This window comes from Halosimplex rubrum (assembly GCF_013415885.1).
GTDB lineage: Archaea > Halobacteriota > Halobacteria > Halobacteriales > Haloarculaceae > Halosimplex > Halosimplex rubrum.
Window position 1 is genome coordinate 787,733 of record NZ_CP058910.1, and the last position, 15,022, is coordinate 802,754.

The window sequence follows — 15,022 nt, forward strand, 5'->3', positions numbered from 1 at the left end:
TATCAGCGGCGTGGGCTTCGGGAGCGATATCGGATACCGGGGTGCCGGCCGAGGTGGTGGCGATAGCTCACGCGCTATCGAACGCTCACCGGGGGTGTTGTACATCGATCCGGCCGGTTCTGACTCCGACCGTAGCGAGTGAAGCAACCGCTCAGTGCGGCCTCGAACTGACTGAACTACCGCAGTGGCGCGCACTCGGCAAGGCAGTCACTCTCTGTCCACATCGAACGCGTCGAGTCGCGTCCGGAGTTGTTTCGCCTGGGTGGCGAGCGACTCGACGTTCGAACTCACTTGACTCATCGAAGCGGCCTGTTCCTCCGCCGCGGCCGACGCGTTCTCCGCGGCATCCGCGGTGTGTTCGCCGAGTTCGACGACTTCGTTGACCATCGACAGGACCTCCTCGGCGCTGTTGGCCTGGTCGTCGACCGCGCGGGTTATCTCCTGAACGCCCTCGTCGGTCTCCTCGACGTTGTCCACCACGTCGACGAACGCATCTGCGGCGTTCTCGACCGACTCGGTCGACCCCTCGATTTCACGTTCGGTGGTCCGGATCCGTTCGACGGTCGTCGACGTGTGTTCCTGGACGTCTTCGATGAGACCGGAGACCTCGCTGGCCGAATCCCGCGTCTGTTCGGCCAGTTGCTTGACTTCGTCGGCGACGACGGCGAAGCCGTCGCCGGCGTCTGTGCCGCCGCTTCCCCCGGCTCGGGCCGCTTCGATATTTGCGTTGAGTGCCAGGATGTTCGTCTGTTCGGCGATCTCGGAGATCAGGTCCACGATCTCGTCGATCTGGGCAACCTGTTCGTCGAGTCGCTCGACGGACTCGACGACCGCCGACATCTCGGCCTGAATCCGCTCCATCTCCTCTCTCGCCTGTTCCGCAGTCGATTCACCGTCCTGTCCGACCTCGGCGGTGTCTTCGGAGAGTTGCGCGACGGTTCGCGCCGTCGACGCGACTTCTTCGACCGTCGCGGAGAGGTCGTTCATCTCGCCGGACACTCGATCGAGTCGCTCACGCTGCTGGTCGGCCCGGCTCGTGACCTCCTCGATCGACTCGCCGACCTCTTCGCTTGCCCGTTTCACTTCCCGGGCTCCCGAAGTGGCCTGTTGGCTCGCCGTCGCAACGTCGTGTGAGAAGTCCTGGATACGTCGCATCGTCTCTTCGATTTCGTCGAGCATCGCGTTGAACGCCGTCGCGATTTCGCCCATCGCGTCATTTTCGGCGTCCGTCGGCAACCGGACAGTCAGATCTCCGTCGGCACAGTCGCTCATTATCTCGCCGTATTCCTCCGCGCGTGCCTCGACCCGTTCGCGCAACTCCTGGGATTCGTGTGCCTCTTGAACCCGGTCTTGCAGCGAGTCGTGCATACTGTCGAACGTTCCCTCCTGGTGGAACAGCGCGGGTCTGTACTGCGTCGTTTCGGCGACCTCTCGGAGGTCACACCCGACCGTCTCGGAGAGGAACGTCTCCTCGGTTCTCTCCGCCCCGAAGAATTCGATATCGTGGTTCTCGTCGGCTCGTGCGATCCGCATGTTGTGGCTGATGTGATGGGTCGCGCCGTCGAGGGTCACGGTGCCTTCCGGTGCGTCGAAGGTTAGCCCGCTCCGGAGTTGGTCTATCACCGCAGCTTGATCGGTCGTTCCCGCGGCTTCGACAGCCTTCGCGTAGAGGTGTATCGAAACGTAGCTGTTCTGTGCCTCCTGATTGATGTACTCCGCGTTCGGGAACTTCTCGTAAAACCGCTCGACGAAGGCCTCGTTTTCCGGCGTCGAGATCTCCTCCATGTAATTAACTCCGACGTGGACATCCGCGAACGCCGGCGGCTCGTATCGTTCGTGTTCGAACGCCTGCGCCATCGCCGTCGACGTTCCGACGGGCATCGCGAGTCCGCGGTCGGCTTTCTCCCGGAAGAACTCCGCGTGGTTGTCCCCGACGAGCATCGACATGATCACGTCGGGATCAGCCTTCTCGATCCGATCTACTATCGGCCCGAACGAGGTCTGGGAGAGCGGGGCGAACGCCTTGCCGATCACCTCGGCACCGTGTTCCGCCGCGAGGATGTCCACCCAGTCGGAGGAGAGATGCCCGAAGTTGTAGTCCGCCGCCACCGTGAAGATCTCCGGCCCGTATTCCGATACGAGATACGGAAGTACGGTTCCGAGTTGCTGGTGAGCGGTCGCTCCCATGGGGAAGGTGTATCGGTCACAGACACCCCCCTCGTACTGGGTCGTGTAGAAGTAGAGCTGTCTGTGAGCGTCCATCAACGGACGGACGACCTCTCGCTCGGAGGAAGCGTACCCGGCCCAGACCGCGTCGGGGTCCTCCGTGCTCAGAATGTCGGTGACCAGTTGTCGGTATCGGTCTACGTCCGACGCCGGGTCCGGATCGACCACCTCGATCTCGCGACCGAGAATCCCGCCACTTTCGTTCAGCTCTTCGATCGCGAGAAGACTCGCCTGCCACTTTGAAGTGCCGAGTTCGGCGAACTTCCCCGACCGATTCTCGAGGATGGCTATCGTAATCGGCTCGTCCGACTCGTCAGCCCTACTAATCATCGTTGATACCACGACTGGGAATTGGCACCTTACGATATATCGGTTTGGATTGCATCAATATGCTCTACTCAACGATAATAATTGGATCTTTATCCACTAATTAGCCTGATTAGTGTGGAACGCAACTCTGGGCGATGGGCGATGGAGTCGAGGCCGAATACGGCCCAGCACCGCACTTGACGCAGATGCTACGTACAGCGGATCGCGCCGGTCGTCGTTTCCGGGCGAGATCCCGCTCACACACTCGGACGCCCACGACGGCCGCCCCGCCGCCCGCGCCGAAACCACTAATGTCCGCGGGCGCGCTGGTTCGGTCGTGATCGACTGGCTGGGAACCGTCCTGACGGAGAGCCCGCCGCCGGACCTGCTGCGGCTGGTGGCGGTCCCCGTCTTCGGCTGGGCCGCCTACCGGGACGTTCGGACCCGTCGGGTGCCCAACGCCACGTGGCTCCCGCTGGCGCTGCTGGGGGTCGCCTTGCTGGCCTGGGACATCGAGCGGATCGCAACCGGCGACCTCCCCTTCTGGGTCGAGTCGCGCGAGCTGTTCTACCTCCGGGTCGCGCTCTCGCTGGGGATGGTCGGCTCGATCGGCTACCTGTTCTACTACTTCGGCGGCTTCGGCGGCGCCGACGCGAAGGCGTTGATCGTCCTCGCCGTCCTCTTCCCGACGTTCCCGATGTACATCCTCCCGACGGAGGCGCTGCCGCTGACCCGGACGACCGTCGGCGTCTTCTCGCTGACGGTCCTCTCGAACACCGTCCTCGTCGGCGCGGCCTACCCCGTCGCCGTCACGCTGCGCAACGCCCTCTCGGGGCACCTCGCGCCGATCATGTTCCTCGGCAAGCCGATCCGCGCCGCCGACGCGACCGCCGAGTACGGCTCGTTGCTCCAGACGCCCGACGGGTTCACCCGCCGCGGCCTCGACCTCGACGCCCTGCGGATGTACCTGCGCTGGCGCGGGACGACGCTGGCCGCGGTCCGCGAAGCGCCCGAACGCCACCGCGACCCCGCGAGTCTCCCCGACGACCCCGACCCGCCCGGCGACGGCTCGATCCCCGAAAGCGGGGACCCCGCTGGCGGCGCCGACGGCGAAGTGGCCACCGACGGCGGGGAGCGTGCCGACGCGGAGACCGCCGGCGGGGCCGACGCCGACTACGACGACCCCTGGGGCGCGCGGGCCTTCCTCGACGACATCGAGGGGTCGGCCTACGGGACGACCGCCGAGGGACTGCGGGACGGATTGGACGTGATCGCCGACGAGGACGTGGTCTGGATCTCCCCCGGGATGCCCTTTATCGTCCCCATGTTCGTCGCGCTCGTGATCAGCCTCGTCTACGGCGACCTGTTCTTCAAACTCGTCTCGCTGCTGGTGTGAGGCCGTCGTTCGCGCCGGCGGGCGGCGCTACTCCTCGGGGACGAACCGCGTGTAGGCCGGCCCGATGATGAAGATGGAGACGAGCCACAGGACGGCGACGGCGATGTAGGCGAGCAGGACTCCGCGCTGGAAGCCGGGCGCGTCGGTCACGACCAGCAGGGCGAACGCGCCGACGAGCAGGCCGACGGCGCCGACGGTGTTGCTCGCGTCCCAGAGCAGAAACGCCCGGGTCCGCGCGTCCTCCTCGGCCATCGCCGCGAGGAACCGCCGGACGGATCCGATCATCGCCCGTGGGTTGTTCTCGGTCCGTCATAAGTGTGGGCGTCGAGGAGTCGACGGTCGGCGCTCACCGGGTCGCGTTGGCCGGCAGGTCGACGACGCGGCCGGGGACCACCAGCCCGTTGCCCGCCGTGGGGTCGGTGCCGTTCGGTCCCACGTCGCGGGCCGTCCGTTCGAGGCGCAACTCGACTGCTCGGGGCGAGCGGTCGGGGTCGGCGTCGAGGGCGAGCGCGGCGAGGCCGCCGACGTACGGCGTCGCGGCCGAAGAGCCGACGAGCGGCTCCTCGTACCCCGCGATTTCGTGTCGAGCGGGCGCGACCACGTCGACGCCGAGGCGGCCGTCGGCGGTTGGGCCCCTGGAGCTGAACGGCTCGACGCGGCCGGCCGCGGGGTCGTAGGCGCCGACGCCGATCACGCCGCGGCCGGTCGCGGGGGCGGCGACGCTCCCCTCGGACCGGGTCCACTGGAAGCGGTGGGTCGGCGACGAGAGGCGGACGCGGGCGCCCGTGGCGTTGGGCGGCCCCCGGACGACGACGTAGTAGGTGCCGCCCTGGAGGCGGGCGTTGATCCGGGCGTTGGGGACGCCGTCGCCGGGGAACGGGGCCGACCTGGCGACCAGGCTGGCCTCGCCGTCGTCGGTTCGGTAGAGCTCGGCGACGTAGGTCTCGTTCCCGTGGGCGCGGTCCCAGCCGAGCCAGATCCGCGTCTCGCTCCCGCGGCCGGCGAGGTAGTTGCGCGGCCGCTCGCCGAAGCGCAGGCGGCCGTCGCTGGGGTCGTCGTAGCGGCCGGCCCAGTGGCCCCGGGCGAGGTTGCCGGTCGGCGCGACGAAGACGACGCCCTGCCGGCGCGCCCACTCGCCGAGCCGCGCCACCGTCGAGGTCCCGTCGCCGGGGCGGCCGTAAAAGGACACCGGGGCGACGATCACGTCCACGTCGGCGGTGACGAGCCACGTCACCGCCCGCCGGAAGCTCGTCGTGTCGTCGAAGGTAGCGAGCCGCAGGTCGGCGTCGGGCGCGGTCCGCGCGACGACGGCGGCGGTCGCGGTGCCGTGGTGGTTGCGGCCGCCGTTGGCGACCGTCTCGCCGTCGCCGAACGCGCGACTCTCGGCGATCCGGTCGCCGATCGTCGGATGGTCGGTGTCGAAGCCGGTGACGCCGACGACGCCGACGGTGACGTCGTCACCGGTGACGCCGGCGTCGTGGAGCCGCTGGAGGCCGCCGTCGGCCGCCTCGCGCTGGCGTGTGTCGGCGGGGGCACCGGGGACCGACAGCGCGAGCGCGCCGATCGCGGCCAGGACACAGCAGAGGGCGACCGCGACGACCCCCAGCGCGCGGATACGGGCGGGCATGGAGGGGACTAGCGGTCGATCGGACCGCGACGATCAAAACGATACCGGTGTTCGGCGGTCTCGTCGCCGCTGTCGACCTCACTCGCCGAACGGGTCGCCGAATTCCTCGATTCCCTGTTCGTCGGGCCGGTCGGCTACGGGACCCGTGAGGGCCGCGGCTCAGTCGTCCAGCGCCTCGGGTTCGTCGTGCTGGACCGACCAGCCCCGGTTGACTCCGCAGGCCTCCCGTTCGGTGTACTCGATCTCGGTGTCGAGGCCGACCCGCGAGCCGCTGTCGACTGCGAGGTCGTCGTCGCCGACCTCGTTCTCCCGTGGTGGCTCCGTCACCACGCGCTCGACCACCAGCGGCACGTCCATCCGGCTGCCGCAACAGCCCACGTCGGTGAACTCGTCCCACTCGTCGCCCTCGGCGGCCGTGTCGTGAACCTTGGTGAGATACGTCCGGTAGTAGTCCGAGCGGATCCGACTGCGTCCGTGCTCGCCGATGTCCGCCGGGAAGGACAACACCACCCGGGCGGCGAGCGGCTCGGTCGTCCCGTCCGCGCGGTCCTGACTGCTCATACCCCCGGTTCGAGCGCGACCGGTATGGGGCTTCCGGGGCCCTGCGTCGCGGACGGACCGCTCGGGTCAGAGGCTATCGGTTTCCCCGTCGACGGCCAGCGGCGCCTCGAACGCTCGGTCGGCGTCGAGGAAGTGGGAGACGTGGACCACCCTCGTCTCCTCGGCACCGAGGTCCTCGCCCAGCGCGACCGCGCCCTCGACGGTCATGTGTTTCGTGCCGAACGTGCGGGCGACGCCGTCGTCGTCGAAGTGGTCGCCGCCCGCGGGGTGGTGTTCGCACAGGTCGGCGGTCACGATGCCGTCGGCCAACAGCAGGTCCGGGTCGGCGAGGGCCGCGCGCGACTCTTCGCCGATGCCGTAGGTCGTGTCCCCCGAGATCGACAGTTTCGCCCCGGTTTCGGGGTCCTCGACCGCGAGCCCGTAGCAGACGAGCGGCGGGTGGTCGACCGGGACGAGCGTCACCTCGAACCCGCAGGTCTCGAACGGCTCGAACGGGGTCTCGGGGACGACTTCCACCTGGTCGAGGTAGTCGTAGCGGCGGCGGACCGTCTCGGCGACGCTCTCGCCGGTCTCGGGGTCCCGTTCGTCGGCGGCGTGGACGGGCAAGCGGTCGAACAGGCGGTAGGCGTGCCCGAGCCCGTCGAGGTGGTCGAAGTGGATGTGCGTGATCACCGCGGCGTCGGGCAGGGCCACGTCGTGGTCGAGGAACTGCTGGCGGAAGTCGGGGCTGGTGTCGACGAGCAGGGACTCGCCGGTGCGCTCGTTGCGGACGTGGACCGAGAACCGCGACCGCTCGACGCCCCGTTCGCGGGCGCGCTCACAGGTCTCGCAGTCGCAGCCCGGCGTCGGCGTCCCCGTCGTGTCGCCGGTCCCGAGGAGGGTGACTTCCATCGCTCGACGGGAGGGCCGGCCCACGCCTAAAGGGCGCGGTCGACAGCTACCCCCGCGGTCAGTTCGGTGTGCGAACCCACTTTTTGCGACGGAGAGTTCCTCGGCGCGCTTCGCGCGCCTGCGGGAATCCTCCGTCGCAAAAACGTGGGGAAAAAGGCTGAATCCTCGCTCTGCTCGGATTCAGTGAATCGCGCTCGCTCCGCTCGCGCGAATGCTACTGATCAGCCTATCACCTGCACTGAACATCCGCACGCCCGCGACGCGCGGAGACGCCCGAGGGGTTCCCGACCCGGAAAGGGGGTTCAGTAGGTCCTGTGACTGGCCGACCCGACGGCGATGCGGACGAGCGTGTTGCCCGCCCAGTCGTCGGGGTCGGCGCCGTAGCGGCGGTTGATCCTCCGGTTGGCACGCTCGTTCTCGGTTTCGTCCTCGACGACCGTCGCCGTGCCGCGGACGGTGACCGTCCACTCGGGGTGGCCACCGTCACTGTCCTGGATCGAGAGCGCGACGCGGGGGTTCTCCCGGACGTTCGCGAGCTTCCGGCCGGTGGTCGTCACTTCGATCACGGGGCGGTCGTCGCCGTCGGCCGGTTCGTAGCGGAACCAGACCGGCGCGGCGTGGGGTCGGTCGTCGACACAGGTCGCGAGGTGGGCCGCGACCGGGTCGCCGGTCAGCAGTTCCTCGACTTCGTCGGGGACTGAGTCGGCCATGGGGACGCTACGGCCGTCAGCGACAAGTGAGTTGGTCGGTCTCTCAGAGGCCCAGACCGACCAGCGCGTACAGCGCGAGCAGCACGGTCGGGACGGCGACGGCGACGTACACCGGCTTGCTCCAGCCCAGCACTTTCCGGCCGTCCAGCGGGCCGTAGGGGATCATGTTGAACCCGGCGAGCAGGAGGTTGATGGTGAGGCCGCGCTGGCCGACCAGGCCGAGCAGGCCGGGACCGAACAGGAACAGCGGCAGGAAGACGGCCGCGAGGCCGACGTTCGTGACCGGGCCGGCCAGCGCGATGAGGCCGTTCTCGCGGGCGGTGATCCGACCGCGGTGGACGACCGCACCGGGCGCGGCGAAGAGGAACCCCGCCAGCGCCGACATCACGGCCAGGAAGAGCATACCGTAGTCGGCCTGGAACGCGGCGGCCTGACCGAAGCGGACGGCGACGACCTTGTGGGCGAGTTCGTGCAGGAGGAAGGCGACGCCGACGCTCGCCAGGGAGACGCCCAGCGCGATCGCGATCGTCGACGGCGCGACGGTTCCGCGGGCGACCGCGTCGACGAGCGACCGGTCGATGAACAGCATGAACGCGACGCCCAGCGCGAGCCAGGCGATCCCCAGGTCCCGGAGTTCGCGCCGGCTGAAGGAGATACCGTGCCAGCCGCGGCCGCCGCTCGACCGACCCGGACCGCCGGGGCCACCGCGGCCGCTCAGGCCGGCCCGTCCGCCCGCGGGTCCGCTCACGAGACCACGCCCCAGACGATCTGCCAGCCGTTGCGCGCGCCGTCGAGCAGCAGGCCCGGGATGGCGTCGACGCCGCCGATCGGCGCCGACAGCATCGGCAGGACCAGCGGGAAGACGACGAGGCTCGCGATCATGCTCCCGACGTTGGTGAGCCCGGCGATCAGGATCAGCCGGAACAGGGGGACCTGGCGCATCCGGGCGAAGATCTCGCTCACCGGCGCCGTCTCGTCGTCCATGATCTCGTTGAGCCGGGCGATGTCGGAGACGTTCACGTCGACGTAGCGCAACTCGACGTAGCCGGCGAACCAGCCGGGCGCCAGCAGCGGGTTGACGCTCGTCAGCCAGGCGACGCCGCCCCCGACGAGGGCGCTGGGCCAGGTCGCGCCCGCGAGCTTCGCCAGCCCGCCCGCCAGCACCGCGTTGACGATAAACCACGCGACGAACAGCTCGACCAGCCACTCGTTGCTCGCGCCGCCCAGCGCGAGCAGGGCGAAGAAGACGACGAAGCCGACCGTCAGCAGGTAGCCGACCGCCTTGTAGAGGTACCCCGTGAGACTCGTCCCGGAGGCCTCGCCGACCAGCGACTCCATCGGCGGCAGGCTCTCCGGGTCCGCGAGGTACCGTTCGATGCCCTCGCGGTGGCCGGCGCCGACGACGGCGACGACGCTGTAGCCCGCCTCCCGCAGCGCGACGAGCCGATGGGCGATGAACGCGTCGCGCTCGTCGATGAGCGCCTCCGCGGCGCCGGGGGCGAACCGGCGGAACTCCTCCATCATCGCCGTCACCACGTCCGCGTCGGTCAGTTCGTCGATGTCGATCTCCTCCAGTTCCTCCTCGTCCGGCAGGAACGCCGCGAGGACGGCGCCCCCGAGCGCGCCGAGGGCGGCACCGCCGACGGCGCCGCCGAGGACGCCCGTCCCGGTCTGGAGGACGAACCCGCCCAGGCCGGTCAGCCGGTCGCTCGACACGGCGAGCGGGCCGAGCGCGAGCCCCCCGCTGGCGGCGATCGCGACGCCCGCCGCCGAGCCGACGAGGACGCCGGCGGCGACTCTGACGTACGTGGTGTCGGGCACCGGGAGCGGTTCGAGCCACTCGGCGAGCCACGGTTCGAGCAGGCTCCAGAGGACGACGCCGCCGACGGCGCCGCCGACGAGGCCGCCCGCCAGCGCCACGGCGTCGGGACCCAGCGCGGCGACGAAGTCCGCGCTCGCGAACCCGAGCGCGCCCGCCCCGACCATCGCGAGGGCGAAGCCGGCGAACAGGCCGAACGAGAGGCCGAGGCCGGCGCCGACGGCGATCGGCGACCCGATCGCCAGCGTGAGGTTGCCGAGCATCGATATCTTGCGCAGCGGGCTGAGTCTGGCCCAGAACCGCTGGACGGTCATCTGGATGTCGCGGTCGACGAGGGCGACGCCGAGGCCGTGTTCCTCGGCGGCGTCGACGGCGGCCAGCATGTCGGCGCCGGGGTCGACGCCGAGCTTCTTGCCCATGCGGGTCTGGACGTAGGATAGCATCCAGTAGGCGAGAAACTGGAAGACGGTGTTGCCACGGAGCATGTCGCCGGGGTCGATGTCGTCGGGCGTCTCGCCTTTCAGCTGGCGGAACCGCCCCTCGTCGAGTTCGACGGCGACCACGTCCGGCTTCCGCTCGGCGATGGTCTCCTCGACCTTCTCGACGCTCTGTTCGGAGACGTGTGCGGTGCCGAGGACGTGGACTTCCCCCTCGCCGCGCTCGCGGGAGGGCGGGCGCGACAGCTCCCCGTCGACCCCGATGTCGTCACCGGCGGGCTCGGTCATTCACCCGCGCTACACGGCCGTCCCGTTTACCGTTGTCGGGACGGCGACGGGTCGAACCGCCCGAACGCGCCCACGACCGACCCGACCGCCCGATTCCGGCCACGAGGCGACCGTCCGGGACTCGCACCGGAGCGTACGCCCGGGCAACACGTCAGGCCGAAATCCTGTCGGATCGATCGTTCCGATGAGCCGGGAACGGGGCTATCAGCTGGGAAAATTTGCCGACAACATCTATATGCCGGCATCGGAGTCTCGTGAGTATGAATCTGAAGATCAAGCTGGTCGTCCTCTTTCTCGTCATCTCGCTGGTGCCGCTGACGGCCGTGGGGGCGGTCGCCACCACCAGCATGGGCGACCTGAACCAGCACGCGCAAAACCAGAGTTCGGAGTACCTGCGCGACGAGATCACGGCGCAGCTGGATCTGACAGTCGAGGCGAGACAGGACGGCATCCAGAACCAGATCGACGAGCGCGGCGTGGGCGTTCGGGGGATGGCCGCGTCGACGACGATGGAGAACTACGTCGCCGCGGGCGACGGGGAGATGGATCTCGTCCGGCAGATGAGCGAGGACCAAGTCGGGTACGTGGCGCTGCAGATGCGCAGCTCCATCGAGAACGCGCGGCGGACGATCCTCGAGTCCGACTACGACGGGCGCGCGTGGGACGACCTCTCCGCCGAGGAGCAACGCGAGGTCGAGCGCCGCGTCGAGGAGCAGATCGCCGGCACCACCGGCGACGGCGTCACCGACGACGGGACGATGTCCGACACGTTCCGACCCGGTTACATCGGCGAGACGGGCTACGCGTACATCACGGACATCGAGTCGAACGTCGTCGTCCACCACAGCCTCGAGGAGGGACACAACCTCAAGGAGGACTCCGGCGGGACGCTCACCGTCTTCGAGGACATCAAAGAGCGGATCCGGAGCGACGAGGCGATCCGCTCGGGCGAGGAGTGGGGCGTCGCCCAGTACGACTGGGAGGACACCACCCAGGAGGGCAACCCGGTCGAGACGAAGTTCATCTCCTACACCTACTACGAGCCCTTCGACTGGGTGCTGGCGCCGAACGTCTACTACTACGAACTCCAGCAGACGGCGGTCACGGACGCGAAAAACCGGATGGCGTCCTCGTTCGAACGGAACCTCCAGACCCAGACGATGACCGTCGCAGGCAGCGAACTGTCCGTCTTCGAGTCGATCACCTTCGTCGACGCCGACGGCCGGGAGGTCGTTCGGGCCGACCGCGAGGACGGCCGGATCGTCACCGAACGGGACGGCGGCGACTCCCGAGCCGACGAGGCGTGGTTCTCCGAGGCGCGACTGATCGGCCCCGGCGAGACGCACTTCGGGGAGGTTCGGTCCGTAGACGGTCACGAACGCGTGGCCATCGCGACCCCGGTGTACAGTGAGAGCGACGGCACCCTCCGCGGGGTCGTCGCGGCGGAGTTCAACTACTCGCTGATCACCGCGACGACCAACTCGGTCACCGTCGGTGACAACGGCCACCTCTACGTCCTCGACGAGGATGGGACGATAGTGAGCCATCCGAACCGGTCGGTGGTCGAGGCCGGGACCGACGCCGCCGCTGGCGAGTACGGCGAGGAACTCGGCGGGATCGTGACCGAGCGGATGCTCTCGGGCCAGTCCGGGATGGCGACCCACACGAAGCGCGTCGACGGCGAGAACGTCACCCGCTACGTCCAGTTCGCGCCGATCAACTTCGGCAACAGGCAGTTCACGCTCGTCGCCACGGTCCCCGAGGACGACGTGAACGAGCCGATCGCCGCGCTCGGCACGTCGCTGCAGAACAGGGCCGACGGTACGCGCAACATCATGATCGGTCTGATCGCCCTCGCAGCCCTCGTCGTCACCGGCGCCGGCTACGGCGCGGCCCGATACATCTCCCGCCCGATCGTCCAGATCAAAGAGCGCGCCAGGGCGATGTCGCGGGGACGCTTCGAGGACGACGACACCGAGATCTCCACCGGCGACGACGAGATCGGCGAGATGGTCGCCGCCTTCGACGAGATGCAGGCGAACATGGACCGGCAGATCGAGGGGATCGAGGCCGTCGGCGAGCGCCTCCGGGCCGGCGACATCGACGACGACATCGAGACGGACCTGCCGGGGAAGTTCGGCGAGATCATGATCGCTCTGGAGGACGGCATGACCCAGCTCCGGGCGAGTTTCGACGAGATCGACCGCGCGAGCGCGACGTCCGCGCCGGCCAGCTCGACCAGGAGCTGGACACCGACCTGCCAGGCGACTACGGCGCCGTGATGACCGAGCTCGACGACGGGCTCGAGCAGCTCTCGGAGAGTTTCGACCAGCTGGAGGCGGTCAGCGCCGACCTGCGGGACGGCCGGCTCGACCAGGACCTGGACACCGACCTGCCCGGCGACTACGGCGCCGTGATGGCCAACATCGACGAGGGGCTCGATGCCGTCGACGAGAGCGTCGCGCGGGTCCAGGCCATCGCCGAGTCGGTCCGGGCCGCCAGCGAGGACGTGGCCGGGAGCACCGACGAGATCGAGTCCGCCAGCGGGGACGTGGCCGACTCGGTCCAGGAGATATCCAGCGGGGCCGACCGCCAGGCGGAGAACTTGGAGGAGGCCGCCGGCGAGATGAACGAGCTGTCGGCGACCGTCGAGGAGATCGCCTCCTCGTCGGCGGACGTGGCCGAGACCGCCCGGCGGGCCGCCGAGCGGGCCGACGCCGGCCGCGAGCAGGCCGCCGACGCCTCCGCGGAGATCGCAGAGAGCGAGAGCGAGAGCGACCGGGCCGCCGACCAGGTCGCGGCGCTGGACGAGGAGATGGACGAGATCGGCGAGATCGTCGCCATGATCAACGACATCGCCGAGCAGACGAACATGCTGGCGCTGAACGCGAGCATCGAGGCGGCCAACGCCGGCGAGGCGGGCGAGGGCTTCGCCGTCGTCGCCGACGAGATCAAGTCCCTGGCCGACGAGGTCGCCACCGCGACCGACCGGGTCGAGGACCGCATCTCGGAGGTCCAGGCGACGACCGGCGACACCGTCGACGACATCGAGCGGATGCGCGGGCGCGTCGAGTCCGGCGTCGCGACCATCGAGGACGCGATCGGCCAGTTCGACGACATCGCCGACGCCGTCGAGGACGCCGAGGCCGGCGTCCGGGAGATCAGCGACGCCACCGACGACCAGGCCGCCTCCACCGAGGAGGTCGTCGCGATGGTCGACGAGGTCAGCACCGTCAGCGAGGAGACGGCCGCAGAGGCGAGCAACGTCTCCGCCGCGGCCGAGGAACAGGCCGCCTCGGTCAACAGCGTCGCGGCCAACGTCGACGAGATGGCCGACCTCGCGGCCGACCTGCAGGCGCTGGTCGACGAGTTCGAAGTGTCCGCCGCGGAGGCGGCCGACGGAGCGGACGACGGCGACGCCCCGGGCGGCGGCTCGCGCACCCTCGACGACGCGCTCGACACCGGCCCCGCTCCCGGCGCCCCCGACGGTTCCGAATCCGCCGGCTCGCCCGACGACACGCACGGAACGGCCGACGACGACTGAGCGGCGACGACCGGCGGCCGGGACGCCGGTTCCGCGGCGTCACCGCTCGTCGGGCCCTTCAGCCGTCGACGTAGCGCTCGTCGAACAGCCGAACGAGCGTCGCGAACAGACCGACGACGATCGGCCCGTAGAACAGCCCGATCGCGCCGAAGGCGTAGACGCCGCCGAAGACGCCGACCAGGACCGTCGCCGAGTGCAGCGACGACCCGCGGTCGACGACGCGGGCCCGGAGGTAGTCGTCGACGACCGCGACCGCCGTGGCCCCGTAGACGACCAGGAACGCGGCCGCGAGCAGCCGGTTCTGGAGGCCGAGCCACAGCGCCGCCGGCCCGAGGACGCCCGCGACGCCGACCACCGGGAACAGCTCCAGGACCATCATCACGAACGTCCAGAACAGGACGTTCGGGAGTCCGACGAGGAGGAGGCCGGCCCCGGCGACCGCGCCCTGGACGACCGCGACGAAGCCGTGGCCCTTCAGGACCGCCCAGGTCGTCCGGTGGGCGTCCTCGCGGAGCCGTTCGGTCGTCGCGTCGTCGAGCGGGAGGCGCTCGCCGACCCACTCGACCAGTCGGTCGCCGTCGACCAGCAGGTAGTAGAGGACGAACAGGAAGAGCACGGCGCCGAGGAAGAGGTCGGTCGTCGCGTTCACCAGTCCGGTGAGGTCGCCGACGAGCAACTCGCCCACTCGCCGCGGGACCGACTCGGCGATCGACGCCAGCGGGACCTCGACGCCGAACAGTCGCTCGACCCGCCGCTCGGCCGCCGCCGGGACCGACAGCCCCTCCAGCGTCGCCGAGAGGTCGCTCAGCCCCGTCGGCGCCGCGGCGACCAGCGCCGCCCCGACGGCCGCGGTCGCTCCGACCGACAGCGCGACCAGGGTGACGGCCGCGATCCGCTCGCCGATCCGGGAGGCGAGCCGCCGCTGGGCCGGCGCGAGCAACACCGCCAGCAGGAGGGCGAGCGACAGCGCCGTCAGGAACGGGCGGACGATCAGCACCGCGAGATACGCGAACGTCGCGATCAGGACGGCGAAGAACCCGACCCGCAGCTGCTCCGTGTCGGCCATCACGACCCCTCGCGGGCGACCGACCGACGGGGGGCCGTTCCCGCATCGCTGGTCGGTCGACGCTCCACGGACCGGTTCGAACTCGCTCCCGTCCGGGCGACGCTCCGTTCTCGCACGCCGGGATCGACGAGTGCCGGTCGGAAGGGCC

General features: G+C 69.6%; 12 protein-coding genes. 3 read left to right on the forward strand and 9 right to left on the reverse strand.

Annotated features, from left to right (window positions below; all coding sequences use genetic code 11):
• Nucleotides 1-207: 207 nt before the first annotated feature.
• Nucleotides 208-2,568 (reverse strand): urea ABC transporter substrate-binding protein, encoded by a 2,361-nt coding sequence (locus HZS55_RS03995; protein WP_246308351.1) that lies wholly within the window; start codon nucleotides 2,566-2,568, stop codon nucleotides 208-210.
• Between the two features lie 304 nt (nucleotides 2,569-2,872).
• On the opposite strand from HZS55_RS03995, the gene HZS55_RS04000 reads away from it, so the two are divergent.
• A complete protein-coding gene (locus tag HZS55_RS04000; protein WP_179910456.1) occupies nucleotides 2,873-3,931 on the forward strand; it encodes an A24 family peptidase in 1,059 nt (352 codons plus the stop codon).
• A 27-nt stretch (nucleotides 3,932-3,958) separates the two neighbouring features.
• Here HZS55_RS04000 and HZS55_RS04005 read toward each other — a convergent pair whose 3' ends face one another.
• The 7 genes from HZS55_RS04005 to HZS55_RS04035 form a co-directional block, all read right to left on the reverse strand.
• Nucleotides 3,959-4,216 (reverse strand): hypothetical protein, encoded by a 258-nt coding sequence (locus HZS55_RS04005; protein ID WP_179910457.1) that lies wholly within the window; start codon nucleotides 4,214-4,216, stop codon nucleotides 3,959-3,961.
• 61 nt (nucleotides 4,217-4,277) lie between these two features.
• Nucleotides 4,278-5,558 carry a S8 family serine peptidase gene (locus HZS55_RS04010; RefSeq protein ID WP_179910458.1) on the reverse strand — a complete coding sequence of 427 codons (1,281 nt, stop codon included), beginning with the start codon at nucleotides 5,556-5,558 and terminating at the stop codon, nucleotides 4,278-4,280.
• Between the two features lie 159 nt (nucleotides 5,559-5,717).
• A complete protein-coding gene (locus tag HZS55_RS04015) occupies nucleotides 5,718-6,119 on the reverse strand; it encodes a hypothetical protein (RefSeq protein WP_179910459.1) in 402 nt (133 codons plus the stop codon).
• A 66-nt stretch (nucleotides 6,120-6,185) separates the two neighbouring features.
• Nucleotides 6,186-7,010 (reverse strand): MBL fold metallo-hydrolase, encoded by an 825-nt coding sequence (locus HZS55_RS04020; RefSeq protein ID WP_179910460.1) that lies wholly within the window; start codon nucleotides 7,008-7,010, stop codon nucleotides 6,186-6,188.
• Between the two features lie 302 nt (nucleotides 7,011-7,312).
• Nucleotides 7,313-7,720 carry a pyridoxamine 5'-phosphate oxidase family protein gene (locus HZS55_RS04025; RefSeq protein ID WP_179910461.1) on the reverse strand — a complete coding sequence of 136 codons (408 nt, stop codon included), beginning with the start codon at nucleotides 7,718-7,720 and terminating at the stop codon, nucleotides 7,313-7,315.
• 43 nt (nucleotides 7,721-7,763) lie between these two features.
• Nucleotides 7,764-8,375 carry a zinc metalloprotease gene (locus tag HZS55_RS04030; protein WP_179911783.1) on the reverse strand — a complete coding sequence of 204 codons (612 nt, stop codon included), beginning with the start codon at nucleotides 8,373-8,375 and terminating at the stop codon, nucleotides 7,764-7,766.
• 89 nt (nucleotides 8,376-8,464) lie between these two features.
• Nucleotides 8,465-10,264: a TraB/GumN family protein gene (locus HZS55_RS04035; RefSeq protein WP_179910462.1), complete on the reverse strand. Its 1,800-nt coding sequence runs from the start codon at nucleotides 10,262-10,264 to the stop codon at nucleotides 8,465-8,467.
• Nucleotides 10,265-10,524: 260 nt separating this feature from the next.
• Here HZS55_RS04035 and HZS55_RS22540 point away from each other — a divergent pair, with 260 nt between their 5' ends.
• Together HZS55_RS22540 and HZS55_RS22545 are read left to right on the forward strand one after the other, a co-directional pair.
• Complete coding sequence (locus tag HZS55_RS22540; RefSeq protein ID WP_246308352.1) at nucleotides 10,525-12,546, forward strand: cache domain-containing protein; 2,022 nt, start codon at nucleotides 10,525-10,527, stop codon at nucleotides 12,544-12,546.
• Nucleotides 12,546-13,808: a methyl-accepting chemotaxis protein gene (locus HZS55_RS22545; RefSeq protein ID WP_246308353.1), complete on the forward strand. Its 1,263-nt coding sequence runs from the start codon at nucleotides 12,546-12,548 to the stop codon at nucleotides 13,806-13,808. Before HZS55_RS22540 ends, HZS55_RS22545 begins: the two co-directional genes overlap by 1 nt.
• Before the next feature lie 58 nt (nucleotides 13,809-13,866).
• On the opposite strand, the gene HZS55_RS04045 is transcribed toward HZS55_RS22545, so the two are convergent.
• Nucleotides 13,867-14,874, reverse strand: a complete 1,008-nt coding sequence (locus HZS55_RS04045) for an AI-2E family transporter (protein ID WP_179910463.1) — start codon at nucleotides 14,872-14,874, stop codon at nucleotides 13,867-13,869.
• Nucleotides 14,875-15,022: the final 148 nt, after the last annotated feature.